Consider the following 24,917-nt stretch of genomic DNA (forward strand, 5'->3'; position numbering starts at 1 on the left):
CCGGCCGCTTCACCAGCCAGGACGCACACTCCTTCCTCGCCGACCCCGCCCAGGGAAACCGCTACGCCTACGCAGGCGACGACCCCATCAACAACACCGATCCCACCGGGCAATTCGGACTGTCGTCGGTGACTAGTGGCCTCGCAAAAGGGCTCGACGCTTATGACTGGCTGCAGGCAGGCACTAGCCTGCTGAGCGGAGACATTTCAGGAGCGGGGTCTGGGTTCGCCAGCATCAGCGCAGGAGTGGTGGCCGGTGCCGTATGTGAGGCAGCAACAGCCCCTGAATCCGCCGGACTTTCCACCGTAGGCTGCTATGCGTTCGGTGTGGCCGCATCATATTCAGTGCAGGTAGCTCTGTCGTGAATTAGATCGCTGGGGAGCGCTCTCTCCAGGAGCTCCCCCCAGCCCCCTTCGAGAGGTGATATTAATTTCCGATAAAATCGAGAAAAACTCCGCTCGCGGCTGGCTGTACCTCGCTGCGGCTTTCTTAGGCTTCTACGTGATCGTTGGATTCATAATGACCGCCAGCGGAAAAAGCGCGGCTTCGGCCTGGGGCGGCACGCTCCCTGTATTGATCGCCCCACTCCTGGGCATCGGATTCGTCCGATACCGAAGGCAAAAGCAAAATGGCCTCCGATAGGCCCGACACGAGTAAGCATGGCATCCAATACAAGCGGCAGGAGTCAAAATGACGACAATAAACTTCGCCGCCGGAGGGACGAGCCTGCCCAGTAGCACCGGAACGGATATCGCAATTACCTGCGTGTGCGCCGTCGTAGCAGGCGTAATATTCTTCATCTTCAGGTTCAAAAATAAGAAGTAGCGCGACACTGCAACTCGGGTACGAGGCTGGTCTCGCAACATCGGGGTTAGTACTCCAGTCGTAGTTCGTGATCTTCAAGTCTGAGTTGCTTGTCGTCGGTAGCGGCTGGTCTGGGAGCGGGCCTGGTGGTGACGTCGCCAGTCGGACCAGCCGAGCCGGTGGTCCGTGCCGTAGACGGGTTGTTCGTTGCAGGTGAGCGGGGTGCGGGTGTCGGGTGCGGGGTGGCGGTCGCCGTCGTCCGCTCGGACGACGGCGAGGAAGGCGCACCCAGCAGGTGATCTGGCCAACCGTCCGGGGACTCCGTACTGGCTTTCTCGCCAATAATAGAAAACGGGAAAAATGAGCAAAGACGCAACACGAACGTTGGTAATATTTGTAATTGTTTGCGCAGCACTGGGAATCGCTGGCATCACTCAGGGGGTAAACGGAAATGCCGTAATCCTAGCAGCAGGGATCGTCGCTCTTGCTTGTGCCCTTGTGGTGCTTTTTCTGATTACTCGAGGACCCAAAAAAGAGTAGCTTTACTCCAATCGCGGATTCCAGAGCAGCCGCTGGTGCGTCGGCGGTTTCGATAGCAATGTCACCCACCACGCCGAAAAGAGTGCCGAATGGGAATACCGGGTCCGAATATGGCGCGGCGAATGGTGATCTTCATCATCATCACGTTCATTGCTGCCGTATTTCTTATCATCCAGGGAAGTAACGAGGAGGGCGCAGGCGGAGTGGCATTCATCTGCGTGGGAATCGTTACGCTCGCAGCCGCCGGAACGCTGACCTATCTCATGCTGCGCGGTCCGCGGCGTGAATGATTCGCGGCGGAAGCACTTCGCCGCGTGCTGCGGATATGCAGATGCTCCCGGTGCTCGGCACCGGGAGCATCGAAGAGCAGGGCCGCTCGCTCAGCCTTGCCGGGTCTCTCCAGGGCGGTCGACCCGGGTGACCACGGGCGGGTCGTCGCTCTTCTTCTCCGTGACGACGAGTGCCGGGTTGGCGAAGGTGTCAGCGAAACTCTGCTGCTGAGCCGGTGGCGGCGGTGCCTGACCGGGCTCCCTCGTTCTGTGCGTCGCTCATGGTCACCAGTGTGGACCATGAGGGCGACGAATTCACTATTTGGTTAGGTGAAAAAATTAATGCACGTATTATTCGAAGTGCTGTTGGTGGTTGCTGGAATAGTTTTCATCGGTGGAGCGCTCTTTCGATGGCGCAACCGTCAATCGTACGGCGTGAAGTCCCTTTCAGCATCTGTCATGTTGGGTTTGACAGGGTGCTTTGCCCTGGCAGCAGCGGCCTGGCCACCTCTGCTTGGAGGCATGGTTTTGACGGGAATCGCCTTCTGGGCATTCCAGCGAAAAGAGTGACTTTCCCCGGGTGCTGGCGCGGTGGTTGCGCCAGCACCCGGCCCTGCCTATGGCCGTGATCCCGTGCCGTTCGGATCCGTGGTCACCGCGTCGACCAACACCGGCACGTGCGTCTACGCCCCAGCAGGTGATCTGGCCAACCGTTCGGGGAGTCCGCACTGGCTTCTCGCCAATGATAGAAAACGGGAAAAATGAGCAAAGACGCAACACGAACGCTGGTAATATTCATAATTATTTGCGCAGCGCTGGGAATCGCTGGAATCACTCAGGGGGTAAACGGAAATGCCGTAATCCTAGCAGCAGGGATCGTCGCTCTCACTTGTGCCCTTGGCTTCAAGGTGCTTCCGCGGCGCTGGGTCGTCGAGCGGACGTTCGGCTGGCTCATGCACCACCGCCGGCCCGCCCGCGACTACGAAACTCACCCTCACCGCTCCGAAGCCCATGATCAACATAGCGATGATCGACCTCATGAGCCGCAGACTGACCCGGGAATCGATCCACAACTGGCGCGACAACTGAACGGCGGCAGAGCCGGCCTCCTGCGAATCACAGCAGGTAGGGCCACAGGCTGACGCTGTTCCGCTCCACACTGATCTCGACCCACGTTCCATCGACAGCAGTCGATGGCGGCGGGTCGGCAAGGTCGAACAAGATGTGGGTTCCAGCTACTTCCAGCATGGCTCCGCCATCGCCCGTCAGGCCCAGCCGCCCCCGAAAGACAATCCGACCGCCTTCCTCCTCATCCACCCCCGGTGAAAATGAAGTGGCCGGTCGAGTGTTGCCGCCCCAGGCCACGTCCTCTTCAACGGTCCACTCCACATGATGTTCGCGGCCCACTCCCGTCGGATCGCCGCACCAGAACGCCGCAGCGGCACCCACCTCCGAGCGCACCCGAACCGTCGCGCGCCCGTCGGCGACCTGCCTCACCGCTTCCACTTGGATCAACACCCCGCAATCATCCACGGCAGCACCGCGCTGCCAAACACTCCCGCCAGGACAAAACGCTCTTTCAGGGCAAAGGATGCCTTGGCGTCCACTTGCCCCGTCCACTCGCCGACGGCGCCGTGGATCCGCCAGGCGGTCTCCCGGGCGTCCTCACTGCTCACGGCTTGGACCACCAGGAGGACTTGTAGCCCTGCCAGCCGTCGAGGCCCGGCTGACCCACCGAGCGCCCCTTGCCGGCAGCTCGAATGCTGGGACCGGGGCGCCGTCGTACGGGCCAGGTCAGCCGATGCCGTAGTTAATAGTGCGGCGTTCGGGTGACGGGTTCCTGCGGGGCGGGCCCGCCGTACGTGTACTCGCCCTTGTTGCCCTCTTTGTACGGCGGCCGCGATGACGCTTGGCGACGAACATTCCCCGGTCGAACTGGGCGAAGACACCCATCATCTGGCGCATGGTGGTGCGCATCGGGACCTCCGGGGTCGTCGGGCATGATCTCGCCCTCTGTTATGAGTTCTTACGACGCCGATTTTTTCGGAAGTTCGCCCCCTTCCGTCTCATCAGCGGGCCCAAAAAGGCCGCTGCAGCGATCACTGCAATGATCACAATCAGAGTGCTCACGTGACTCCTTCAGATTGCGAAAGGAAGCCCGAAGGCGGCGCCTCCGGGCAGATGAATTGAATAGATATTCAGTGGTCTTGGTTATTTTTCTTTCTTTTCTTTTTCCGACCACAATAATAATGGCGAATATGACGATTAGGCACATAATTCCTATGAGATCGAATACGGGACCGCCCGGCATTCGGGTTCCGCCTACTGCAATATCAAAACCACTATTCAATTTCTACTCCTATGGTTAGCGGTGACGAGGGCGGCCACCGATGGTCGGGGCCGCCCTCACCTCGCAGGTTAGTCGGATACCAGGCCGGAGACGTAGTCGCCCGCCCTTTTAGCTTTCTACTGTTTGCACCGCTCAAGCCATGCATAGGTGGACCATATGGCGAACATCAGGACTGCAAAGAACAAGCACGTCCAAATTGCTTGATGTGCCCCATTGTCCGTGGCGAAAAAGTCCACGAGGCCGGCGACCACCCCGACCAAGAGGGCGAGTATTCCCCGCATGCTACTTTTCCAGTCATGTTCACCGCCGGTATAGTTGGTTCATTTGTTATGGACCGTGGCCAGGTTTTCGCAAATCCGGCCACGGTCCATGGAGAATCTTCTACAATTTCCCTACCATTTTGAGGACAGTGCCGCCGGCCCCGCCCCCAATTGCGCCGCCAGCGCCGTACCAACACACGGCTCAAGGTCACCTTTTGTGCTTCCACTGCTCATGGAGCTGGCAGTCATTCCGCCCACACAACCACTGAGGAATCCGGCGACATACGGGTTTTGAGTCACCACCACCGCTGTAACTCCGACTGCGGTTCCCAGTACGATTCCCATCGTATCCCCCAGACTGAATGTGCCGTTGGGGTCGGTGTGGTTGGTGGGGTCGTTGCCGAAGGCGGTGTAGGGGTTGGTTTCCTGGCCGGAGGGGTCGGTTTGGGTGAAGCGGCCGAGGGTGGGGTCGTAGTAGCGGGCGCCCATTTTGTTCAGGCCGGTGGGGTCGAGATAGGTGCCCTGGAAGCGGTAGGGCTGGGGCACCGCTTCGACGGGAGTCGAGGCCTCCTGGCCGTAGGGGCTGTGGGTGCGGGTGCGGGCGGTGTTGGCCAGGCCGAGGACGGAGCCGTCGACGTCGGTGAGGTAGTAGTACGAAGTGCCCCCGGTCCTCATGGAGTTGAGTGTGCCCTGGGGATCGCGGGTGTATCCGGTGTCGGTTCCTGCGGTGGTGGAGGCGGCGAGTCCTTCGGGTCCGTTGTGGAAGGTCGTCGCGCCGAGGCGGGTGCGTTCGCCGTTGTCGGTGCCGGAGTACGCGGCGGTGAGGGCGGTGAGCTGGTTGAAGTCCGACCAGGTCTCGCCGTTGCGGGCCACGGCGCTGATGCAGGGGTTCGCGGCTGTTTCGTCTCCTGCTGCGTTGTAGGACCAGCCGGTGGAGGAGCCGTTCTTGGAGATGAGCTGGCTGGCGTCGTTGTAGGCGTAGGTGGTCCTGGTGTCGGGGCACGTGGAGAGGGCGCCGACGCCGGTCATGTTGCCCGCCGCGTCCAGGCAGTAGTGAACGGGGGTGGGGGTGTCCGCTTCGGTGAGCCGGTTATGGCGGTCGTAGGTGTAGGTGAAGTAAGACGCCCTGCGGCGGCGTAGCCGTAGTCGACAAGGCCGGTGGGATCGGTGTAGGTGTCGACGTGGCCGTGGGGGGGTGTAGGTGAGCAGTGTGGTGGAGCCGTCGGTCAGGGTTCGCAGGGTCTCGCGGTTGAGCTTGTCCATCGCGTACGTGGTGGTGCCGGTGGCGTCAACGCGGGAGCGCTGGTTGCCGTCACCGTCGAAGGTGTAGGTGACACTGGCGCCGCCGGATGTGACCACCTTCGTCGTGCGGGTGTCGGTGGTCTTGACGAGGTTGCCGTAGCCGTCGGTGTCGAACACCGCGGTGCGGCCGTCGCTGCTCATCGGCGGCCGCGGTGTGCTGGTGGGGGTCGGTGCCGGTCAGCTGCCGGGCGCGGTGGAGCAGGCCGGTGCCGTAGATGCGTTCCGCGGCCGCTGCCCGGCGCATCTGCCGGATCTCTGTCGCGGTCGTGTCCTGCGGGCCCGCCAGCTCCGGCAGCCCCTCGATGCCGGCAGCCGGGGGCTCGGGTGTCAGGGCCTGTTCGAGCAGCTGGTCGGCGTCACGCCATGCGGTGGCGCTGTGCGGCTTCTGTCAGGTGCTCTCGCTGCGTTCTTGCTGATTGCGAAGCTGTGTGCTGCGGTTCTCGGGGGCGTCGACGGCGGCGTGGCGGTGGTCGACCTGTACGGGGCGCTGCTGGCGGGTGGTCCAGCCGGGCATGGTAGCCATGCCGCGCGGCCCGGCGGCGAGGAACCCGGACGCACGCCGTACGCCGCCGGGCGGTTCCTGGCGCAGGTCCAGGGTTGCCAGGACAACATCGGCGGTCCAGACCGCGTCGGAGACCTCGTTGACCGCCCACGCGATCCGGGCCTGGTCGGCGGCCCGCGGCCATGGCAGACGCCGCATCAGCTCTTCGGCCAGCGCGAACCGTTGGCCGACGTGGTTGTGCTTACGTGGCCCGCGCTTGGCCTTCTTCTGGTGAGACGACTTGCGCTTCCCGCTGGCGGGCTTGCCCTCGGAGGGATCAGGGGTACTACCGGCAGTGGAGACAGTTGAGGTACCACCCCGCAGTGGGGGTGCAACGGCCCTCGCCCAATCCGGGCCGGACACCGCTCCTGGCCGTGCTCCCCGGGCCTCCGTTGCACCCCGCGCCGACGTTGTCGGCGAGGTCTTCGCCGACCGCCTTGGGACCGTCTTCCTCGCCATCACAGCAAGCCGGACACCTCACCCACACGCCAACCGTACGAGCCAGGGTCAGGGAACCACGGCGCGGCGCGGAGTGTCCTTCAGGGCATCCGCACCCGCGGGAGACCCTGCGGGCAGAGACGAGGATGATGAGGATGCCGGTGAGAGGTCGTATGACGAGATGTGTGATCGCGGGGGCATCGCTGGCCATCGCCCTGGCCGCTCTGACCGGGTGCGCAAGCGACAGACGCGGGACCGGGGACTCACCCGTGGCGAACCACAAGGGTGACAACGCGCCCGCCGACGTCACCAACTTCCCCGACCACTACGCCAACATCGCCACCAAATGCGTCGCGGGCGCACCCGGCTACCGCGCGTTCGTCACCACCCGCGACGCCGCACCCGTCATACTTCCCGACCCCGGCTGCAAAGGCTGACCCCTCACCGCCGCGCCGGCGGGTGCGGGATCATGGGGGGATGCGCGCTGCCCGGCTGATCCGTATGGCCCTGCTGGTCCAGTCGAGTCCCGGTATGACCGCCGCCGCGATCGGCCGGGAACTGGGGGTCAGCGAGCGGACGGTGATCAGGGACGTACAGGCGCTGCAGGAGGCGGGAGTCCCCGTACGGTCGGAGCGGGGACGGGCGGGCGGATACCGGCTGGCGCCGGGGTACCGGACCCGGCTGACCACGCTCGGTCCCGGGGAAGCCGAGACGCTCTACCTCACCGGACTGCCCTCGGCCCTGCGGGACCTCGGACTGTCCGACGCCGCGGACACCGCACGGCTGAAACTGTCCGCGACCCTGCTGCCGTCGCTGCGCGCGGCGGCCGAGTCCTCAGCGCACCGCTTCCACCTCGACGCACCGGCCTGGTTCCGCGAACCGTCGGCCTGCACGCTGCTGCCCGAACTCGCCCGCGCCGTATGGTCCGACCGGACGGTCGAGCTCACCTACACACGGCCGGGACGCGATGGCACACCGCCCGCCACCGTGACGCGGCACCTGGAACCGTACGGCCTCGTCCTCAAAGCCGGGGTCTGGTACGTCGTGGGCCGCGTCCCCGGCCCACCGGCAGAACACGAAGACCCGTGGCGGACCTACCGCGCCGACCGGATCACCGCCCTGTCCCCCCGCGCCGGCGAGCCCTTCACCCGCGACCCCGCCTTCGACCTCGCCGAGCACTGGCGGGCCAGGGCCGCGGAATTCGCCCGGGCACTGCTGCGCACCACCGTCACCGTCCGCCTGACCCCCCGGGGACTGGACCGCCTGCCCGCCGTCACCGACCCCGCCGCGACCGGTGAGGCACTCGCCCGCGCCGACGCCCCCGACACCGCGGGCCGCGTCACGCTCCGCCTGCCCGCCGAAAGCGAAGACGTCGCCTTCACCCAGCTCACCCAACTGGGCGCCGACGCCGAGGTATTGGCCCCGCAGGGCCTGCGCGCCCGCTTCCGCGACCACGCGCAGGCCCTCAGCGACCTCTACGGCCCCCCGCCGCAGGATCAGCGGTAGTCGTCCGCCGTACCGGCCTTCCCCCCGTACCGCACATCCTCGAAATACCCCCACCCGTCCGGCTGGCTGCCGTCGACGTCCCGCACACCGTAAACCCTCGCCAACTCCCCGCTCGAAGTCGACGTGCCGTTCCACCGCGCCGACCTCTCCGGATCAGCCGCCAGGGCCGCCACCGCCCGCGCGAGATAGTACGGCGACTCCGCGACCGCGAAATCCGGCTCCGTCAGGACAGCGTCACGCCAGTTCTCCTCCGACACGCCGAAATGCGCCAGCATCTGCTCCGACCGCAGAAAACCCGGCGACACCGCAACCGCCGTACCGCCGAACTCCGCCAGTTCCTCACCCAGCCCGAACGCCATCCGGATCGGGGCGTTCTTCGCCAGGTCGTAGAAGAGATTCTCCCGGTAACGACGGTTCGACACCGCCGTGCCATCCGTCACCTCCACCAGCAAAGGCTCCGCCGACCGCACCAGCAACGGCAGCACCAACGCCGCGGTGATCACGTGCGAGCGCACCCCCAGCTCCAGAATCCGCAGACCGTCCTCCAGCGGCGTCTCCCAGCTCTTCTTCCCGAACACCGAACCGGTCAGCAGATGCTCACCGCCCCACAGATCGTTCACGAGAATGTCCAGCCGCCCCCGCTCACGCCCGATCCGCGCCGCAAGAGCACGGACCTGCTCCACCACCAGATGATCAGTGGGAACAGCCACGCCCGTACCCCCCGCCGCCGTCACCAGCTCCGCCGTCTCCTCGATCGTCTCCGTCGCCCGGCCGACCTCGCTGACGCGCCCGCGCGTCGTACGGCCCGTCACATACACCACCGCTCCCGCACGGCCCAGCTCAACCGCCAACGCCCGCCCCGCACCACGCGTGGCCCCCGCCACCAGAGCGATCCTCCCGTCCAAGGAACCCGCGGAAAAACCGGCAGAAGAGGGATCCTGAATGTTCGTGTTCTTGTCCATCCCCCCAACCTCCACCCCAAAGGTGACAACCCCCGTCACCCTTTCCCAGCGGTCACAGAAACCGCGACGACGACAGGTCCAACAACGCCAAACCCACAGCCCTGACACCCCTGGCATCCGGCCCGGGCGACAGCGCCCGGAGCCGCGCTCACCGTCGACCTGGGCAAGGCCACGCGCGTCGGACGCACAGTGGTCCAGGCGTCCGGTGCCACGACCGCGTACCGGATCGACGTCTCATCCGACGGCGCCGCCTGGACGCCCTTCGGCGACCCCGTCGCCGCGTCGGGCCCCGCCACCTCGACGGTCACCGCGACACCGGTGACCGCCCGCTATGTCGGATACACCGCGCAGGGCCCGGCGGCGCACCATGTGGTGAGTCTTGAGGTCTATACCGGGTAGCCGCGGGCGACAATGCGCACAGGCCGGGTGACCGTCCGCGGGACCACCGCGGACCGCGCCCCCGCACACCGGTCCGGGAGGCCGACGTGAAGCTCCTCGTGTTCGGGGCCAACGGCAGGACCGGGCGGCAACTCCTCGCCCAGGGACTGGCCGCGGGCCACGAGATGACCGCCTTCGTCCGCCCCCGGGCCACCCCGCCGGAACCCCGGCCCCGGCTCCGCGTCGCGACCGGGGAAGTGACCGGGGACCAGGAGGCGGTGCGCGCCGCCGTCGAAGGGCAGGACGCGGTCCTGACCGCGTTCGGCAGCCCCACCACCTGGCACGGCCTGACGTCGCCCACCCTGACCGTCACCGCGATCCCGCGGATCGTGCGGGCCATGCGCGACACCGGAGTCAACCGGATCGTCCACCTGTCCGCACACGGCGTCGGCGACACCGCCGACCAGGCGCCGGCGGTGTACTGGGCCGTCTACAAGGCCCTCGGACCGATGTTCGCCGACAAGGCGGCCGGAGAGGAGATCCTGCGCGCCAGCGGCCTGGACTGGACCCTGGTCTATCCCGTGATGCTCGTCGGCGGACCCCTCACCGGCCGCTACCGGACCGGCGAACGCCTCCCGTTGCGCGGCATCCCCCGTATCTCCCGCGCCGACGTCGCCCACTTCATGCTCCGCGAGGCCGCCTACCCGGCCCACCTCCACACCACTGTCCAGCTCGCCAACTGACCCGCTCCACAGCTGCGTCGGGGCCGGACCGCACGCGCGCCGGTGAGCGCGGCACGGGCCCGCGCAAAGGAACGGATTCCGGGCCGCCGACCCGCTAGTAGGCGACAGTGAGCGCGAGGGACGCGACCGCCAGGGCCAGATAGCCGCCGGGGAACGCGATGTTGTAGAGCACACGGGCACGCACATGGGTGAGGACAGCGCCCACGAAGAAGACGACGAGGCCCGCGGCGGCGGCGACCCCGACGGGCCGGACGCCCAGGAGCCCGAGGAGAAGACCGGCGGCGCCGGCGGCCTTGAGCGAGGCCAGCCAGATGTGCCAGCTCTGCGGGACGCCCACCTCCGCCGAGTTCGCCAGGACGAACTCGGCGCGGGCGAGGTCCGCGACGGCGATGCCCGCGTTGGCCAGGATGGTGACGACGGTGATGATCACATACGCGGTGAACACGATGCTTGTCCTCGGGGTCGGAAACGTCATGGGCTCGAAGAAGGTGCGGGCGCCCGCGACCACCAGCCTCGTCACACTCAACTTTCCCGTCCAATACCTGCACCTATAACCTGGGGGCATGGACGTGGACACCCGGCTGCTGCGCTACTTCGTCGCCGTCGCGGAAGAGGGGACCCTCACCCGCGCCGCCGAGCGGCTCTTCGTGTCGCAGCCCGCGCTCACCAAGCAGATCAAGCAGTTGGAGAGTCAACTCGGGGTGCGGCTGTTCACCCGGTCCCGTACCGGCATGACGCCCACGGACGCGGGCCGTCTGCTGGCGCAGCGCGCGCCCGCGCTGCTGGCGGACTGGGACCGCGTGCTGACGGAGACCAGGAGCGCGGAGCGCCGGGGCCTGCGGCTGCTGCGGGTCGGCTTCCTCGCCAGCGCGGCCAATGAGGCGACTCCGCACATCATCGCGGAGTTCACGCGTCGCCGTCCGCGGTGGCGGGTGGAGATGCGCCAGGCGTCCTGGGCGAATCCGACCGCCGGGCTCGCCGACGGGGATGTCGATGTCGCGCTGGTACGGCTGCCGTTCCCGGGCCAGGAGGCGCTGCGGGTGGTGCCGCTGTTCACCGAGCCGCGCTGGGTCGCGCTGCCCGAGGCGCATCCGCTGGCCGCGCGGGAGACGATCGCGTTCCGGGACCTGTGGGACGAGCCGTTCGTGGCCGCTCCGGCGGAGACCGGCCGGTGGCGGGAGGAATGGCTGGCCGCCGGGGAGCGCGAGGGCCGTCCGGTACGGATCGGCGCCGTCACGGATCTGCCCGACGACTGGCTCAGCGCCATCGCCAACGGTTACGGCGTCGCTCTCGCACCCGCGTCCGCCGCCCGCTTCTACGCCAGGCCCGGTATCGCCTACCGCCCGGTGAGCGGCGTCAGCGACAGCGAGGTCGGCGTGGCCTGGGCACCGGCCGACGACGCCAATCCCGTGGTCCGGGACTTCGTCAGCTGCTGCACCGACCGGCCGTGGCCGGACGCGTCAGGGGCCTGACCACCACGGGCGGGCGCGCGAACGCGGTGCTCGGACGGGGAGACCGCGCACCCGGGCACGGGGAACGCGGCGCTCAGCGAAAAGCCCACCTGCACATTATTCCGTTTCCGGCCGCTGGGGATACCCATGGTCTGACAACGGCTAACACAATGAGTTGATCTGTCGTCGCGTGATGAGGCAGCAGGCGAGTTTGAGGAACGCTTCGTGGACGGCGGTACGGCGCATCAAGGGCCGTACCGCCGACCGCCGTTCAGGGATCTGACCTGACGTCAGGCGGGCAGGACGGCCAACGATCCCGAGTGCACGGTCAGGGTGACCCGGTGGGCGGCGCCGTTCCGGTTCGGGACCTTCACCTGGACGTCGGCGGAGGTGGCGGACGTGGTGACGGCGTAGGCGTCGCCCGACGGGACCGGGAGGCGTACGGCGGTCGAGGCGGAGGTCGTCACCACGGCGAGGGTGTCCGGTGCCAAGCTGAAGCCGAGGTCGGCGCTGCTGGAGGTCACCGCGAAGTCGGCGTGGGAGGGGTGCAGCGCGTGGGCGGTGAGGCGGTCAGAGGCGACATTGACGGTGAGTCGGCCGCCGAGTCCTTCGAGCAGCGTCTCGCCCGAGGTCTGCCGCAGCCGCAGGCCGGTCTTCTCGGGGACGGTGAGGGTCAGGTCGCCGTCGCACGAGCCCGCCGTGTCGCCCCCGACGTCGCCGCCGTCGTCGTCACCGCCGTCGTCACCGGTGTCCGTACCGCAGACCAGGGTGAGAGTGCGCAGGCCCGCCGCGTCGTCGACGACACCGCGCACCCGCGCCGCACCGCCGTCGGGGCGGTGATACGTGCCCGAGACCGTGTGGGCGCTCGCGTCGGCGGTGATCCGCACGCGACCCGAGACTCCTTCGAGGACCAACAGGTCGGCGGCGTCGGCGTGCAGACGGGCCGTGGCGTCGGGATCGGTGCTGCCGAATCCGGCGCTTCCCTGGTCGGCACTTCCTTGGTCAGCGCTTCCATCGCCGGGCGCGCCCTTGTCCGCCGGGCCGCCGGCTCCGGCTCCGCCGTGGTCGCGGCCGTGTCCGGTGAGGACCAGAGCGGCGGTCACGGCGAGGGCGATCACCAGTACGGCGATGAGGACGCCCGGCCGGGCGGTCCGTCGTCCTGCGGGGTGTACGGGCTGGTCAGCGGTCTCCATGCCGCCCGTCTGCCCCGGGGGCCACGCCCGAACCCCACCGGGATGCCGGTCGGGTCACGGGCGGGCGGGGTGCGGGCGCGAGGTCCCGGCGGCCCTATCGGGCCAGCGTGACCAGGACGGTCTTGCCGCCTCCGGGGCGGCGGGTCACCGCCATTGAGTGGGCCAGCCGTTGGATCATCATCCAGCCGAAGCCGCCTCTGGCGCCGTTCCAGTCGGGCGCGCGGCCTTGCGGCGGGGTGTCGCTGGGGTCGTCGATCGCCACGCGAAGGGTGTTCGCGGCGGCGCTCAGACGCAGTTCGCGTACCGCTCCGGCGTGCCGGAGGGCGTTGGCGGCCAGCTCGGAGACCACGAGGGTCAGATTCTGCAGGGTCCGTACGGCCAGCGGAGGGTGGAGGGTGTCCGCGAACTCCGAGGCGGCGACGCGTGCTTCCGCCGCGCTCATGGGCCGGGAAACAGTCACGGCGTGGGCCACCGGCGTTGCCGCCGGTGCCCCGCCATCGGACGGATCGCTCACGTGAATCACCTCTGGAGGAGATCCCGCGGCGCGTGCGACCTGAGGTCAGCCGCGCCGCAGCATCATGACGACGAGTACGACGACGACGATGAGAACGATGGTTCCGATACCTATGTACATGTGACGCTCCTGAACCAGATTGTCCGGCGGTTTGCTTCCTCAGGTCGCTTGCCCGGCTCGGACCGGTCTACCGCGTTCTTTCGATACAGGGGTAAGGGACCGGATCCGGGGAAGGACGCCGGGTCGGTCAGCGCGTGGCCGGGGGCAGTTCGCGGGCGGACTGCGCGATGAGCATGTCCAGGGCGTCGGGATAGGCGCTGCGGGTCATCCGGGCGGCGAGCAGGGGCGCGGTCGCGGCGATGTGCGGGTGGGTGCGGGGCGACAGGGCCGCGTACGTGTCCTGCCAGATCTCCTCGTCGGCCGCGCGGGCGGCGGCGGGCAGCGCCAGCGAGGCCGCGTCCAGGGCGGCGAAGGCCAGGCAGCCGTCGATGAAGACGTGGTAGACGCGTACGAGGCCGGGGCCGGTGAAGCCGGCGCGGTGCAGGATGCCCAGGATGGCCTCGTCCGCGGCCAGTTCGCGCTTCCCCCCGCTGACCCGGCTGGCGGTCAGCACCGCCGCCTGCGGGTGGGCGAGATACGCGCGGTGGATCCGCAGGCCCAGGTCGCGCAGATCGCGCCGCCACTGGCCGGTGGGCGTCCAGCCCGCCAGGGCCCGGCCCATCAGTTCGTCGGCGATGGCCAGGACGAGGGCGTCCATGCCGCGGAAGTAGCGGTAGAGGGAGCTGGGGTCGGCGCCGAGTGCCAGGCCGAGCCGCCGCGCGGTCAGCCCCTGCGCGCCGTGTTCCGCCAGCATGCGCAGGGCGGTCTCCACGATCAGTTCGTGGCTGAGCACCTCGCCCTGCCGCGTCGGCCGACGTCGTTGCCGCGCGGCTCCGTCCACCACCTTCTTGGCCACGGCCGGGAGCTTACGCCAACGGCATTGACCTTACGGCGCCGCCGGCGGTTCCATCACTCCACGGCGCGAGCCCCCCCGTGCGAGGGCCCCGGCCGCACCGCTCACCCGCTCATCCACTCGACCAGCGGAAGGAACCCCGCCATGCGCGTACTGCTCATCGGAGCCGGAGGCGTCGGAAGCGCCATCACCCGGATCGCCGCCCGCCGCGGTTTCTTCGAGCACATGGTCGTCGCCGATTACGACCCGGGCCGGGCCGAGGCGGCCGTCGCAGCACTGGGCGAGGCGGCGGACCGGTTCAGCACGGCCAGGATCGACGCCTCCGACCAGCTCTCCGTGGAGGATCTGCTGCGGGAGCGGCGGTGCGACGTGCTGCTCAACGCGACCGACCCGCGTTTCGTCATGCCGTTGTTCCAGGCCGCGCACCGGGCCGGGGCGACGTATATGGACATGGCGATGTCGCTGTCGGTGCCGCACGCGCGGCGGCCCCACGAGGAGTGCGGCACGAAGCTCGGCGACGACCAGTTCGCGCAGGCGAAGGCGTGGGAGGAGGACGGGCTGCTGGCTCTGGTCGGCATGGGCGTGGAGCCGGGCATGTCCGATGTCTTCGCCCGCTACGCCGCCGACCACCTCTTCGACGGCATCGACGAGATCGGGGTGCGCGACGGCGCGAATCTCACGGTGGACGGCTACGACTTCGCGCCGTCGTTCAGCATCTGGACCACCATCGAGGAGTGTCTGAACCCGCCGGTGGTGTGGGAGAAGGACCGCGGCTGGTACACCACCGCGCCGTTCAGCCAGCCCGAGATCTTCGACTTCCCCGAGGGCATCGGCCCGGTGGAGTGCGTGAACGTCGAGCACGAGGAGGTGCTGCTGATCCCGCGCTGGGTCGACGCCCGCCGGGTGACGTTCAAGTACGGTCTCGGCCAGGACTTCATCGACAAGCTCCAGACCCTCCACGACCTGGGCCTGGACCGTACGGACCCGGTCACGGTCGCCACCGACCGGGGTCCGGCCCGGGTCTCCCCCAGGGACGTCGTCGCCGCCGTGCTGCCGGACCCGGCCGCGCTCGGCGACCGGATGCACGGCAAGACCTGCGCGGGCACCTGGGTGAAGGGCACCAAGGACGGCCGCCCGCGCGAGGTCTACCTCTACCACGTGGTCGACAACCAGTGGTCGATGCGGGAGTACGGTTCCCAGGCCGTCGTCTGGCAGACGGCGATCAATCCGGTGATCGCCCTCGAACTCCTCGCCGACGGCACCTGGAGCGGCAGCGGTGTCCTCGGCCCCGAGGCGTTCGACGCGCGGCCCTTCCTCGACCTGCTCGTCGCGTACGGGTCCCCGTGGGCGATGCGCGAACAGGCCGGGAACGCGCAGGATCGGGACGCGGCCCCGGCGCCGAACGCGTAGCGCCCGCGGCCGTCGGGGCGGATGCCCCGAGGTGCCCCCGGACCTGGGGCGCCTGTGTAGCCAGGGAGGACAGGGGCAGGCGTGGCATCACACGGTGATTGAGTACGACGGGGTCGGTCTTCCGGCCCCAGGACGCACGGAGGTCCCACGATGCGCAGCCTGTCCGTACGCGTGATGGTGCCCGCCGCGGCTCTGGCCACGGCGGCCCTGACCTTGACGGCTTGTTCGGACGACGGCGGGTCCGCCGCTCCGGCGGGCTCGTCCGTCTCGGTCAGCGCGGCGCCGTCCGACTCCCCGTCCGCCGGTGCGCCGTCCACGACGGACGACGGTACGCAGAGCGCGCCGGGCGGTACGCCCACGTCGTCGGCGGACGGCTCCGGCGGCGCGTCGGCCGAGGCGGCGGGGCCGAGCGCGTGCGCCAGCGACCACCTCAGCGTGGCGCTGAAGGACGCCGAGGTCGGCGCCGGGCAGTACCACGCGAAGGTCGTCTTCACCAACACCGGCAGCACGGCGTGCACGCTGACGGGCTATCCGGGCGTCTCGTACGTCAAGACGGCCGGGGCGCAGGCCGGTCCCGCGGCCGACCGTGACGGCGGTTCGCACGGCACCGTCTCGCTGGCGCCGAAGGCGACCGCGTACGCGGAGCTGCACGACAGCAACGGTCAGGGCGGTTACAGCGCCGACCAGTGCAAGCTGACGAAGGTCGAGGGGCTGCGGATCTATCCGCCGAACCAGAAGGCGGCGCTGTTCCTCGCCGACAAGACCGAGCACTGCGCCGGTACGGGCATCCACCCGCTGACCATAGGCGCCGTGCGGCGCTGACGACCGGTCGCCTGACGCACCGTCAAGGGCCCGCGCGGGCCCGGATGGTGGACCGCCGCGGACCCGCCGCTTCCCGGTCGCTAGCCTGCGTGCAAGGACGCGGCACCGTGATGTGCCAGGTCATGGCGGCGGACAGCCCTCGACGCGGGCAACGGGACGCGCCTTGACGGGAGTTGCCCGACCCGAGAGAGGCGCAGCGCATGTTCACGACCAGGCCGACCCTCCAAGGCACCTTCGGCATGGTGGCCTCCACCCACTGGCTCGCCTCCCAGAGCGCGATGGCCGTACTGGAGGGCGGCGGCAACGCGTACGACGCCGCCGTGGCCGGTGCTTTCGTGCTGCACGTCGTGGAGCCGCACCTCAACGGTCCCGGCGGCGAGGTGCCGATCATCGTCGGGCCCGCCGAGGGGGAGGTACGGGTGCTGTGCGGGCAGGGGGTGGCGCCCGCGGGCGCGACCGTCGCCCACTACCGCTCGCTCGGCCTGGACCTGGTGCCCGGTACCGGGCCGTTGGCCGCCGCCGTGCCCGGCGCGTTCGACGCCTGGATGACGTTGCTGCGCGACTACGGCACCGCGTCCCTCGCCGAGGTGCTGCGTTACGCGATCGGGTACGCGGCGGACGGTCATCCGCCGGTCGAGCGCGTCACGGCGACCGTCGAGACGGTGCGTGAGCTGTTCGAGACGGAGTGGACGACGTCCGCGGAGCTGTATCTGCCGGGCGGCAAGGCGCCGCGTCCCGGCGAGCTGTGGCGCAATCCGGCGCTCGCCGCGACCTGGCGGCGGCTGATCGCCGAGGCGGAGGCGGACGGCGGCGGGGACCGGGTCGCGCAGATCGAGGCCGCGCGCCGGATCTGGCGGGAGGGCTTCGTCGCCGAGGCGATCGTCGCCCAGGCCGCCCGTCCGACCATGGACACCAGCGGCGAGCGGCACACCGGGACGCTCACGGCCGGCGATCTGGCGGGCTGGTCCGCGTCGTACGAGGAGCCCGCCACGTATGAGTGGGACGGCTGGACGGTCTGCAAGGCGGGTCCGTGGAGTCAGGGCCCGGTCTTCCTCCAGCAGCTCGCCCTGCTGCCGTCGCGCGCCGCCGACCTGCCCGCGTACGGGTCCGCCGCGTATGTCCACCGGCTGGTCGAGGGCACGAAGCTCGCCATGGCCGACCGCGAGGCGTGGTACGGCGACGCGTCGGACGTCCCGCTCGACGCGCTGCTGTCCACCGCGTACAACACCGGCCGCCGCCAACTCATCGGTGACCGGGCCTCGTACGAACTGCGGCCCGGCGGCCCCGAGGGTCGGACGCCGAAGCTGAGCGCGTACGCGACCGCCGCGGGGCAGGGCGCGGGGGCGCGGGTGGCGCCGGCCGGGGCCGGGGCGGGCGAGCCGACGGTCGCGGTCGACGGCGGCACGCGCGGCGACACCTGTCATATCGATGTCGTGGACCGCTGGGGCAACATGATCTCGGCGACGCCCAGCGGGGGGTGGCTCCAGTCGAATCCGGTGATACCGGAGCTGGGCTTCCCGCTCGGCACGCGGCTCCAGATGACCTGGGTCGAGGAGGGTCTGCCCAACTCCCTGTCCCCCGGCCGCAGGCCGCGCACGACGCTCAGTCCGTCGCTGGCGCTGCGCGACGGGGTGCCCGTCCTCGCCTTCGGCACCCCCGGCGGCGACCAGCAGGACCAGTGGCAGGTGCACTTCTTCCTCGCCGTGGCGCTCCGCGACCGGGTGCGCGGCGGCTACGACCTGCAAGGCGCCGTCGACGCGCCGAACTGGCACACCGACAGCTTCACCGGCTCCTTCTACCCGCGGGCCATGGCGCCGGGCAGCCTCACCGTCGAGGAGCGGACGGGTCCCGATGTCGTGGCCGAACTGCGCCGCCGGGGGCACGCGGTGAGCGTCGGCGGCGCCTGGTCGGAGGGGCGGATCTCCGCCGTCGCGCGCGATCCGGAGACGGGCGTGCTGTCGGCCGCCGCGAATCCGCGCGGCATGCAGGGCTACGCCGTGGGACGTTGAAGCGTCCGGACGGCGGCGCGCGGCCCTGCGGAATCCTCAGCCCATGCCCACGCTCTGGTGCTCGGGCTCGATGAGCGCGACCACGAGCTCGTTGTCGCGCGAGTAGGGGCCGCCGGTGTACTTCGTCGCCATCCGGTCGATGATCTCCCAGACGGCGTCGCCCTCCAGCCATTCGACGACCTTGCCGCGGATGACGACCGGCTGGAAGGGGTTGTCGGCCGGGGTGAGGGAGAGCGCCACGCGCGGGTCGCGGCGCAGATTGCGGGCTTTGCGGGACCGCGGGCCGGTGAAGATCGTGACGCGGTCGCCGTGGGTGCCGATCCAGACGGGGACGGTGTGCGGGGCGCCGTCGGGCAGGACGGTCGCGATGTGGGCGAGTGAGGTGCCGTCGAGGACGCGGCGGACGTCGGGGTCGAGCATCGTGGTCAGCTCCTGATGGCTGGTGCGGGTGCGCCGGTGAACGGGTCGGCGGCTCTGGTGGTGTACGCGGACGGCCGCCCAGGGCCGCGTCCGGGGACGTATCCGTGGACCGACACGCGTGCACACTGAGAACCCTGCCAGGTCCGCGCGACCTCGGCATCCCGCGCGAGGCGCCGGCCGAGCGGCTGAACCGCCTCGTCGACGAGAACGTCCTGGAGCGGCGCCCGTACGGCCGCCGGGGGCGAGGCCGGTCCGCCGGGGCTCCGCGACCTGACGGACGCTGCGCGACCGCGGCGCGGTCATCGCTCAGGCGGTGTGCTCCGCCACGAGGCCGATGATCTCGGGCCACAGCTCACGGGGGCGGTCGTGGCCCATATCGGGGATCAGGACGAGTTCGGCCCCTGGCACCAACTCCGCGGTGCGCTCCCCGCCGCTGGGGCCGATCAGGGTGTCGTCCAGGCCGTGGATGACGAGGGTCGGCACCTCGAGCTTCCGGAGTGCGTCCGCGCGTGAGCCGCCGAGGATCATCGCGCCGAGCTGCCGGCCGACGCCGGAGGGGTGATAGGCGCGGTCGTAGCTGCGGGCGGCCAGGTCGCGCAGGGCGTCGGCGTCGCCGTAGCGCCGGGAGGCCCACACCAACTCCCTGTCCGCTGCGGCGACATAGCCTTCACGGTCGGCCGGTTTCGGGGCGAAGAGCACCGCCTGCGCCTCGGGGGTCGGCCGGCCGTATTGGGACTCGCCGGTCGAGGACATCATCGAGGTCAGGGTCAGCACCCGCGACGGCCGGTGGATGGCCATCGTCTGGGCGATCATGCCGCCCATCGAGGAGCCGAAGACGTGGGCCCGGTCGATGCCGAGCGCGGTGAGCAGGCCGAGGCCGTCGTCGGCCATGTCCTGGAGCGTGTAGGGGACCATGGCCAGGGCGGAGGCGATGTCCCCCGAGCTGACCGCGGCGATGAACCGGCCCATGTCGACGGGGTGGGCGTCGAAGGAGGTGGACAGCCCGCAGTCGCGGTTGTCGTACCGGATGACGTGGCGGCCACGGTCCGCGAGCGCGCGGCAGAAGTCCTCGTGCCAGGAGATCATCTGGGCGCCGAAGCCCATCACGAGCAGGACGGCGGGATCGGCGGGGTCGCCGAAGGTCTCATAGGCGAGGGACACTCCGGGCGCGACGTCTGCATGGGGCATGTGCGGAGTCTGCCAGTCGGCCGATCGCCTCGCATCCGGCTTTCGGCCGGGGCTGACCTGCGTCTTCTCCCGCACTTTCAGGTGCCGGGTCGGGCGGGCAGGGGGCGCGGATGCCGGTGGCGGCGCCCCCTGCCCGGACATCGGGCGGCTAGCCGGTGATCTTGACCGCGTCGATCACCCAGTACCAGTTGTTGGAACCGGTGTAGTGGAAGCGGAAGCTGACAGTGGAGGCGCCCGCGGGCGCGGTCAGGGTGAGGGACTCCACCTTGGCGACCGTGTCGGCGGTGTAGGTCTTGACGACCGTCGGGGTGCCGCCGTTCCAGGAGCCGAGGATCTCGGCCTTCTGGCTGCCTTCCTGGAGGTAGTGCGTGACGTAGTCGAGGGTCACCTTGGAGCCCGCGGTGACCGCGTGGGCGGGGGTGACGAGCGTCGAGTCGAACGTGCCGGAGAAGGACTTGTCGGCCCACTCGTCGGAGTCGGCGACCGCGAAGACCCCGCGCGAGCGGACGTTGAGTTCACGCGACTGGTCGGCCTGGGCGCGGGACCAGAACTCGTCGGTGGCGAAGGACCAGCCGCGCCACTCGGTGACACCGCCGGTGCCCATCGCGGAGTTGATGATCGACCAGCCGCTGGGCGTGGTGTGCGTGTAGCCCAGGACCCCGGCGGGGATGCCGGTCTCGTCGGTGCGCGGTGAGAGCGTCAGCGTGTCGAAGGGATCGGTCGAGCGCTCCTGAACGGGCTTGCCGTCCAGACCCCAGGAGGCGGCGGGGACGATGCCGAGCTGCTTGAAGACCGTGGCGGCCACGTCGACCAGGCGGGTGTCGATGGGCCGCAGGCCCGCCGCGATGCCGGGCCCCTGGGCGAGCACGAAGGTGCGCCGCTCCTCGATGGTGGAGCCGCCGTGGCCGCCCGCGTCCAGGTGTCCGTGGTCGGTGGCGACGATGACCGTCCAGCGCTCGCTCGCGTAGGTGGGACGGGCCTTGACCGCGGCGAGCAGGCGGCCGAGGTAGCCGTCCTGGGTGGCGATGGCCTTGAGGTACGCCTGGCTGGCGGCGCCCGAGGCGTGTCCGACCTCGTCGGTGTTGCCGAAGTAGACGAAGGCGACATCCGGGTTCTGATCGCGCAGGACGGATTCGGAGTCGGCGACGATCTGGGCGTCGGTGACGGTGTAGTCGGCTGTGTCGCCGTCGTAGACGACCTTGCCGTCCGCGCCGTCGGTGAAGGTGCCCTGCGCGTCGAGCGGCTTCCAGTCGACGGCCACGTAGGTGGACAGGGCCGGTTTCACGGACGCGATGCGCTTGATGAAGCCCGGGTAGGCGCCGTAGTTCTTGCCCGCGAAGGTGTTGTCCTTCACGCCGTGCTTGTCCGGCCACACGCCGGTGGCGATGGTCGACCAGCCGGCGCCGGAGACGGTGGCCGCCATCGGGCTCGCGTAGAGCAGGCTGGTGCCGTAGGTGCCGTTCGCCATCAGGGACTTGAGGTGGGGGGCGGTGGCCGCGTCGATCCTGTCGTGGCGCAGGCCGTCCATGCCCACGACGAGGACCTTGTCCTTGCTGGTGCCGTTCGGCAGCGTGGGGGCCGCGGCGGCGGCCGGGGTCGCAGCGGTGACGCCGCTGACGGCGACGGTCGCGCCGACGGCGGCGGTGGCCGCGAGGACGCTGCGGCGGGAGATCCCGTGGTCGGACATCTGTTGCTCCGTTCGACATGGCGGAGGTGGCGGAGACGCGCGGTGCGGGAGGGCACCAGTGGGACCGAACGCCCCGGAACATCGAGGCTGTTCGGTCCATACCTGTTATCTTTCCGTGACGCATGGGCGGAGGCCAGACCCCTGCGGAAGACGACCTGTTGAACGGTCGGCTACCAGTGGCCGACGTCCGGATTCGCCACGCTCCCCGTTCCGGGGCCGCCGGGGTACGCGGCGTTAGCATGCGTCCCATGCCCGATGCCCCGCCCCGCCCCGAACCCTTCACCCCGCGGGCCGACGCCGCCGCGCTCGACGACCTGCGGACCCGGCTGCGCGCGACGCGCTGGCCGGACGCGCCCGAGGACGCGGGTTGGTCGCTCGGAACCGACCTGGACTACCTCCGCGAACTGGTCGCCTACTGGGCGGACGGCTTCGACTGGCGGGCGCAGGAGGCGGCGCTGGCCCGGCTCCCCCGGTTCCGGGCCCCGATCGGCGGGCTCGGCATCCACTTCGTCCACGCCCGCGCCGTCGCGCCCACGGGGCCCGTCCTGCCGCTGGTCCTCAGCCACGGCTGGCCGGACTCCTTCTGGCGGTACGCGAAGGTCGTCCCGCTCCTCACCGATCCGGCCGCGCACGGCGCCGACCCGGCCGACGCCTTCGACGTGGTCGTGCCCGACATGCCGGGCTACGGGTACTCCGACCGCCCCGCCGCGGGACGGCCGCTCGACTCCGTCGCCGTCAGCGGCCTGTGGGCGGAGCTGATGGACGTCCTCGGCTACGCGCGGTTCGGCGCGGCGGGCGGGGACATCGGCAGCCATGTGAGCCGCTATCTCGGGCTCGACCACCCCGACCGGGTGGTGGCCGTCCACCGCACCGACGGCGGCCTGCCCGTCTTCGCGGGCGATCCGGCGGAGCTCACACCCGAGGAGAGCGCCTGGTTCCAGCAGACCGCCGCCTGGGGCGCGGCCGAGGGCGGATACGCCGCCATGCACCGTACGAAGCCGCAGACCGCGGCCGTCGGGCTCCAGGACTCGCCCGCGGGGCTGGCCGCGTGGATCGTGGAGAAGCTGCGGGCGTGGAGCGACTGCGGCGGCAACATCGAGCGGAGCTTCACCAAGGACGAGATCCTCACCAACGTGACGATCTACTGGCTCACCGGGACGATCGCCTCGTCGATGCGGATGTACCACGCGAATTCCGCGATCCCGTCGGCCCAGCTCACCCGCCGCGTCGAAGTGCCCTCCGGCTTCTCGCTCTTCCCCGGCGACATCGCCCGCCCGCCGCGGGCCTGGCTCGAGCGTACGGCCAACGCCGTACGCGTCACCGAGCCCGCGCGCGGCGGCCACTTCGCGGCGTTCGAGGAACCCGAGCTGTACGCGCGGGAGTTGCGCGAATTCTTCCGCCCCTACCGGGCGGCAGCGGGCTGAACGGCGGTCCTGCGTAAGGGCGTCAGGGCCGCGTCACAGACCGGTCACCGCGCTCGACGCGCTGACCTCGTAGACGAGGGTGATCTCGCGGCGCTCGCCGGGAGCCAGGCGCTGGACGTAGCGGACGATGCCGTCGTCGTCGGTCTCGTCGGGCGCCGGGCGGCAGCGGTCGGGCAGGGTGCGGACCTCGACGGCCGAGACCTCGGAGACGGGGACGCGTTCGCGGATCACGACCTCGCGGGTGAGGTCGGCGCCCGGCCGGTCGGCGTCGCCGGGGTGCTCGGCGCTCGGCTGGTCCAGGCGGGAGACGAAGAGCCGCACCTGACGGGTGATCACGGTGCGCTGGTTGATCCCGGCGAGACCGGTGGTGTCGCGCTGCTCCTCGGTGTGGCGGACGACCCGGAAGGTGTCCTGGCTGCCGAAGGACAGGCGTACGTCCTCGCCCGTACCGGCGAAGGGCATCGTGGCCCGGCCGGTGTAGCCGCTGTCGCGCACCAGGTCGACGGGGCCGGCCAGCAGGACGTGGCCCGCGGCGTTGGGGAACCGCGCGGTGGTCACGACCAGCGGCGACAGTTCGGGGGCGCAGGTGTCCTCGGTGCGGCAGGCGGCGGTGAAGGCCGACAGGTGGACGCGGTGCGGGCGCCGGTCGGAGGGGACGGTGACGGGGCGGGGCGCGTGCAGGACGCGGACCGCGCCGCCGTCGTGCAGGCCGGGCAGCGGTCCCGCGCCGCCCGCGGTGTCGGCGGCCGAGTCGCCGCCCACGGTCGTGACGTCCTCCTCGCGCAGGTCCACCTCGACGGTCCGGCGCTCCTCGACGGTGCGTTCCCTGAGGGTCAGGACGTCCTCGGTCAGCTCCGGCGGGGCCGCGGCGAGCGTCGGGCGCGCGGTGGACAGGGACAGCCGTACGCCGTTCCAGTCCTCGCCGGTGTCCTGCCACACGAAGGCGTCGGTCTCCAGGGTGACGCTGTCGCGGTCGGCGGCGAGCGTCGCGCGGTAGGCGGGGCGCCACAGCGCGCACGGGACGAGGCTCACGACGCGGATCCGCGCGGAACCGGCCTCGGGCGCCTCCACGACGAGTTCCACGAAGGCCGTGAGCACCGGGGGTTCGGTCTCGGTGGCCGCCAACGCCGTACGCGCCGTGCGCAGTTCCTCGTTCAGGTCGTGCTCGCGGCGGCGCAGCCGGTGGAGTTCGCCGATCCGGGTCTCGGCGTCCTCGTCCACGCGCTCCAGGCGGTCGGCCCAGCGCTCGGGGTCGGCGGCGCCCGCTCCCGCGCCCTGCACGATGTCGCGGTGCAGATCGGCCTTGGCCTGGTGGACCACGGCCAGCGCGCTCTCCAGGCGCTGCCGCAGCTGTCCGACCTCGCGCATCTCCCGTTCCAGGGAGTCGACTTCGCGGCGCAGCTCGGACGCGTCGGGACCCGGCGCGCCGGGAGGCGCGGGGGTGTAGGTGCGGATGACGCGGGCGTCGAACACGCGCGGACCGTCCGCGCCGAGGTCCGTGTCGTCGTCCCCCTCGGTGTGCGCGGAGATCTCGGCGCGCAGGGAGCGGTCGACGGTCAGCGGGGTGACCGGGCCGATCCGCAGGCGCTGGACGCCCGCGGTGAGCCGCGCGGTGCCGGTGCGTTCGACCTGGGCGCGGTCCTCCAGGCAGGTCACGGTGGTGACCGGGAGGAAGAGCGCGTCCGGCTCGGCGGGCGTGTCATCGGCGCCGGGCGCGCCGGTCCCGTCGGTCAGGGTCTCCGGGGTGGTCACGG

The 24,917-nt window shown here is 70.0% G+C and carries 22 protein-coding genes and 4 pseudogenes; 12 read left to right on the forward strand and 14 right to left on the reverse strand.

Features of this window, described 5'->3' with window-relative positions; all coding sequences use genetic code 11:
- Positions 1 to 365 (forward strand): annotated as a pseudogene (locus ACFY9V_RS17130) (RHS repeat protein); the annotation flags it as partial.
- Between the two features lie 534 nt (positions 366 to 899).
- On the opposite strand, the pseudogene ACFY9V_RS17135 reads toward ACFY9V_RS17130, so the two are convergent.
- Positions 900 to 1,088, reverse strand: a pseudogene (locus tag ACFY9V_RS17135) (IS701 family transposase); the annotation flags it as partial.
- A 378-nt stretch (positions 1,089 to 1,466) separates the two neighbouring features.
- On the opposite strand from ACFY9V_RS17135, the gene ACFY9V_RS17140 reads away from it, so the two are divergent.
- Both ACFY9V_RS17140 and ACFY9V_RS17145 read left to right on the forward strand, forming a co-directional pair.
- On the forward strand, positions 1,467 to 1,634 hold the full coding sequence (locus ACFY9V_RS17140) for a hypothetical protein (protein ID WP_391049368.1): 168 nt from the start codon (positions 1,467 to 1,469) through the stop codon (positions 1,632 to 1,634).
- A gap of 878 nt (positions 1,635 to 2,512) precedes the next feature.
- Positions 2,513 to 2,702, forward strand: a pseudogene (locus tag ACFY9V_RS17145) (transposase); the annotation flags it as partial.
- A 27-nt stretch (positions 2,703 to 2,729) separates the two neighbouring features.
- Here ACFY9V_RS17145 and ACFY9V_RS17150 read toward each other — a convergent pair.
- From ACFY9V_RS17150 to ACFY9V_RS17165, 4 genes are all read right to left on the reverse strand, one after another.
- On the reverse strand, positions 2,730 to 3,131 hold the full coding sequence (locus ACFY9V_RS17150) for a hypothetical protein (RefSeq protein ID WP_391161758.1): 402 nt from the start codon (positions 3,129 to 3,131) through the stop codon (positions 2,730 to 2,732).
- Entirely contained in the window at positions 3,125 to 3,289 is a 165-nt protein-coding gene (locus tag ACFY9V_RS17155; protein WP_391050036.1) for a hypothetical protein, read from the reverse strand. Before ACFY9V_RS17155 ends, ACFY9V_RS17150 begins: the two co-directional genes overlap by 7 nt.
- Before the next feature lie 1,066 nt (positions 3,290 to 4,355).
- Positions 4,356 to 5,666, reverse strand: coding sequence for an RHS repeat-associated core domain-containing protein (locus tag ACFY9V_RS17160; protein ID WP_391161759.1), 1,311 nt, complete (start codon positions 5,664 to 5,666; stop codon positions 4,356 to 4,358).
- 247 nt (positions 5,667 to 5,913) lie between these two features.
- Positions 5,914 to 6,225, reverse strand: a complete 312-nt coding sequence (locus tag ACFY9V_RS17165) for a hypothetical protein (RefSeq protein WP_391161760.1) — start codon at positions 6,223 to 6,225, stop codon at positions 5,914 to 5,916.
- Between the two features lie 548 nt (positions 6,226 to 6,773).
- On the opposite strand from ACFY9V_RS17165, the gene ACFY9V_RS17170 reads away from it, so the two are divergent.
- Positions 6,774 to 6,941, forward strand: a complete 168-nt coding sequence (locus ACFY9V_RS17170; protein WP_355348527.1) for a hypothetical protein — start codon at positions 6,774 to 6,776, stop codon at positions 6,939 to 6,941.
- A gap of 40 nt (positions 6,942 to 6,981) precedes the next feature.
- Positions 6,982 to 8,010 (forward strand): WYL domain-containing protein, encoded by a 1,029-nt coding sequence (locus ACFY9V_RS17175; RefSeq protein WP_391161761.1) that lies wholly within the window; start codon positions 6,982 to 6,984, stop codon positions 8,008 to 8,010.
- Here the strand turns inward: ACFY9V_RS17175 and ACFY9V_RS17180 are convergent.
- Positions 8,001 to 8,972 carry an SDR family oxidoreductase gene (locus ACFY9V_RS17180; RefSeq protein ID WP_391161762.1) on the reverse strand — a complete coding sequence of 324 codons (972 nt, stop codon included), beginning with the start codon at positions 8,970 to 8,972 and terminating at the stop codon, positions 8,001 to 8,003. The genes ACFY9V_RS17175 and ACFY9V_RS17180 overlap by 10 nt on opposite strands.
- A gap of 123 nt (positions 8,973 to 9,095) precedes the next feature.
- On the opposite strand from ACFY9V_RS17180, the pseudogene ACFY9V_RS17185 reads away from it, so the two are divergent.
- Together ACFY9V_RS17185 and ACFY9V_RS17190 are read left to right on the forward strand one after the other, a co-directional pair.
- A pseudogene (locus tag ACFY9V_RS17185) lies at positions 9,096 to 9,371 on the forward strand (discoidin domain-containing protein); the annotation flags it as partial.
- Between the two features lie 86 nt (positions 9,372 to 9,457).
- Positions 9,458 to 10,093 (forward strand): NAD(P)H-binding protein, encoded by a 636-nt coding sequence (locus tag ACFY9V_RS17190; RefSeq protein WP_391161763.1) that lies wholly within the window; start codon positions 9,458 to 9,460, stop codon positions 10,091 to 10,093.
- A 94-nt stretch (positions 10,094 to 10,187) separates the two neighbouring features.
- On the opposite strand, the gene ACFY9V_RS17195 is transcribed toward ACFY9V_RS17190, so the two are convergent.
- The gene (locus tag ACFY9V_RS17195; protein ID WP_391162205.1) at positions 10,188 to 10,568 is read right to left on the reverse strand and encodes a DoxX family protein; all 381 of its coding nucleotides are present in this window, start codon (positions 10,566 to 10,568) and stop codon (positions 10,188 to 10,190) included.
- Between the two features lie 88 nt (positions 10,569 to 10,656).
- Here ACFY9V_RS17195 and ACFY9V_RS17200 point away from each other — a divergent pair, with 88 nt between their 5' ends.
- Positions 10,657 to 11,565: a LysR substrate-binding domain-containing protein gene (locus ACFY9V_RS17200; protein WP_391050021.1), complete on the forward strand. Its 909-nt coding sequence runs from the start codon at positions 10,657 to 10,659 to the stop codon at positions 11,563 to 11,565.
- A gap of 269 nt (positions 11,566 to 11,834) precedes the next feature.
- Here the strand turns inward: ACFY9V_RS17200 and ACFY9V_RS17205 are convergent, their stop codons facing one another.
- The 3 genes from ACFY9V_RS17205 to ACFY9V_RS17215 form a co-directional block, all read right to left on the reverse strand.
- A complete protein-coding gene (locus tag ACFY9V_RS17205) occupies positions 11,835 to 12,737 on the reverse strand; it encodes a hypothetical protein (RefSeq protein WP_391161765.1) in 903 nt (300 codons plus the stop codon).
- Between the two features lie 94 nt (positions 12,738 to 12,831).
- Positions 12,832 to 13,179: an ATP-binding protein gene (locus ACFY9V_RS17210; RefSeq protein WP_391161767.1), complete on the reverse strand. Its 348-nt coding sequence runs from the start codon at positions 13,177 to 13,179 to the stop codon at positions 12,832 to 12,834.
- Positions 13,180 to 13,498: 319 nt separating this feature from the next.
- Positions 13,499 to 14,206: a TetR family transcriptional regulator gene (locus tag ACFY9V_RS17215; RefSeq protein ID WP_391161768.1), complete on the reverse strand. Its 708-nt coding sequence runs from the start codon at positions 14,204 to 14,206 to the stop codon at positions 13,499 to 13,501.
- A 141-nt stretch (positions 14,207 to 14,347) separates the two neighbouring features.
- Here ACFY9V_RS17215 and ACFY9V_RS17220 point away from each other — a divergent pair, with 141 nt between their 5' ends.
- The 3 genes from ACFY9V_RS17220 (at position 14,348) to ACFY9V_RS17230 (ending at position 18,444) form a co-directional block, all read left to right on the forward strand.
- Positions 14,348 to 15,613 (forward strand): saccharopine dehydrogenase C-terminal domain-containing protein, encoded by a 1,266-nt coding sequence (locus ACFY9V_RS17220; RefSeq protein ID WP_391050014.1) that lies wholly within the window; start codon positions 14,348 to 14,350, stop codon positions 15,611 to 15,613.
- A gap of 150 nt (positions 15,614 to 15,763) precedes the next feature.
- Positions 15,764 to 16,435, forward strand: coding sequence for a DUF4232 domain-containing protein (locus tag ACFY9V_RS17225; RefSeq protein ID WP_391050013.1), 672 nt, complete (start codon positions 15,764 to 15,766; stop codon positions 16,433 to 16,435).
- A gap of 200 nt (positions 16,436 to 16,635) precedes the next feature.
- Entirely contained in the window at positions 16,636 to 18,444 is a 1,809-nt protein-coding gene (locus tag ACFY9V_RS17230) for a gamma-glutamyltransferase (RefSeq protein WP_391161769.1), read from the forward strand.
- Positions 18,445 to 18,480: 36 nt separating this feature from the next.
- Here the strand turns inward: ACFY9V_RS17230 and ACFY9V_RS17235 are convergent, their stop codons facing one another.
- The 3 genes from ACFY9V_RS17235 to ACFY9V_RS17245 form a co-directional block, all read right to left on the reverse strand.
- A complete protein-coding gene (locus tag ACFY9V_RS17235) occupies positions 18,481 to 18,864 on the reverse strand; it encodes a PPOX class F420-dependent oxidoreductase (RefSeq protein ID WP_355348495.1) in 384 nt (127 codons plus the stop codon).
- A 306-nt stretch (positions 18,865 to 19,170) separates the two neighbouring features.
- On the reverse strand, positions 19,171 to 20,052 hold the full coding sequence (locus tag ACFY9V_RS17240; RefSeq protein ID WP_391161770.1) for an alpha/beta fold hydrolase: 882 nt from the start codon (positions 20,050 to 20,052) through the stop codon (positions 19,171 to 19,173).
- Between the two features lie 148 nt (positions 20,053 to 20,200).
- A complete protein-coding gene (locus ACFY9V_RS17245) occupies positions 20,201 to 21,739 on the reverse strand; it encodes an alkaline phosphatase family protein (RefSeq protein ID WP_391161771.1) in 1,539 nt (512 codons plus the stop codon).
- Between the two features lie 248 nt (positions 21,740 to 21,987).
- Here ACFY9V_RS17245 and ACFY9V_RS17250 point away from each other — a divergent pair, with 248 nt between their 5' ends.
- Positions 21,988 to 23,163 carry an alpha/beta fold hydrolase gene (locus tag ACFY9V_RS17250; protein ID WP_391161772.1) on the forward strand — a complete coding sequence of 392 codons (1,176 nt, stop codon included), beginning with the start codon at positions 21,988 to 21,990 and terminating at the stop codon, positions 23,161 to 23,163.
- A 33-nt stretch (positions 23,164 to 23,196) separates the two neighbouring features.
- Here the strand turns inward: ACFY9V_RS17250 and ACFY9V_RS17255 are convergent, their stop codons facing one another.
- Positions 23,197 to 24,915: a mucoidy inhibitor MuiA family protein gene (locus ACFY9V_RS17255; protein ID WP_391161773.1), complete on the reverse strand. Its 1,719-nt coding sequence runs from the start codon at positions 24,913 to 24,915 to the stop codon at positions 23,197 to 23,199.
- Positions 24,916 to 24,917: the final 2 nt, after the last annotated feature.

Source organism: Streptomyces sp. NPDC008317 (assembly GCF_042955955.1).
Taxonomy (GTDB): Bacteria; Actinomycetota; Actinomycetes; order Streptomycetales; family Streptomycetaceae; genus Actinacidiphila.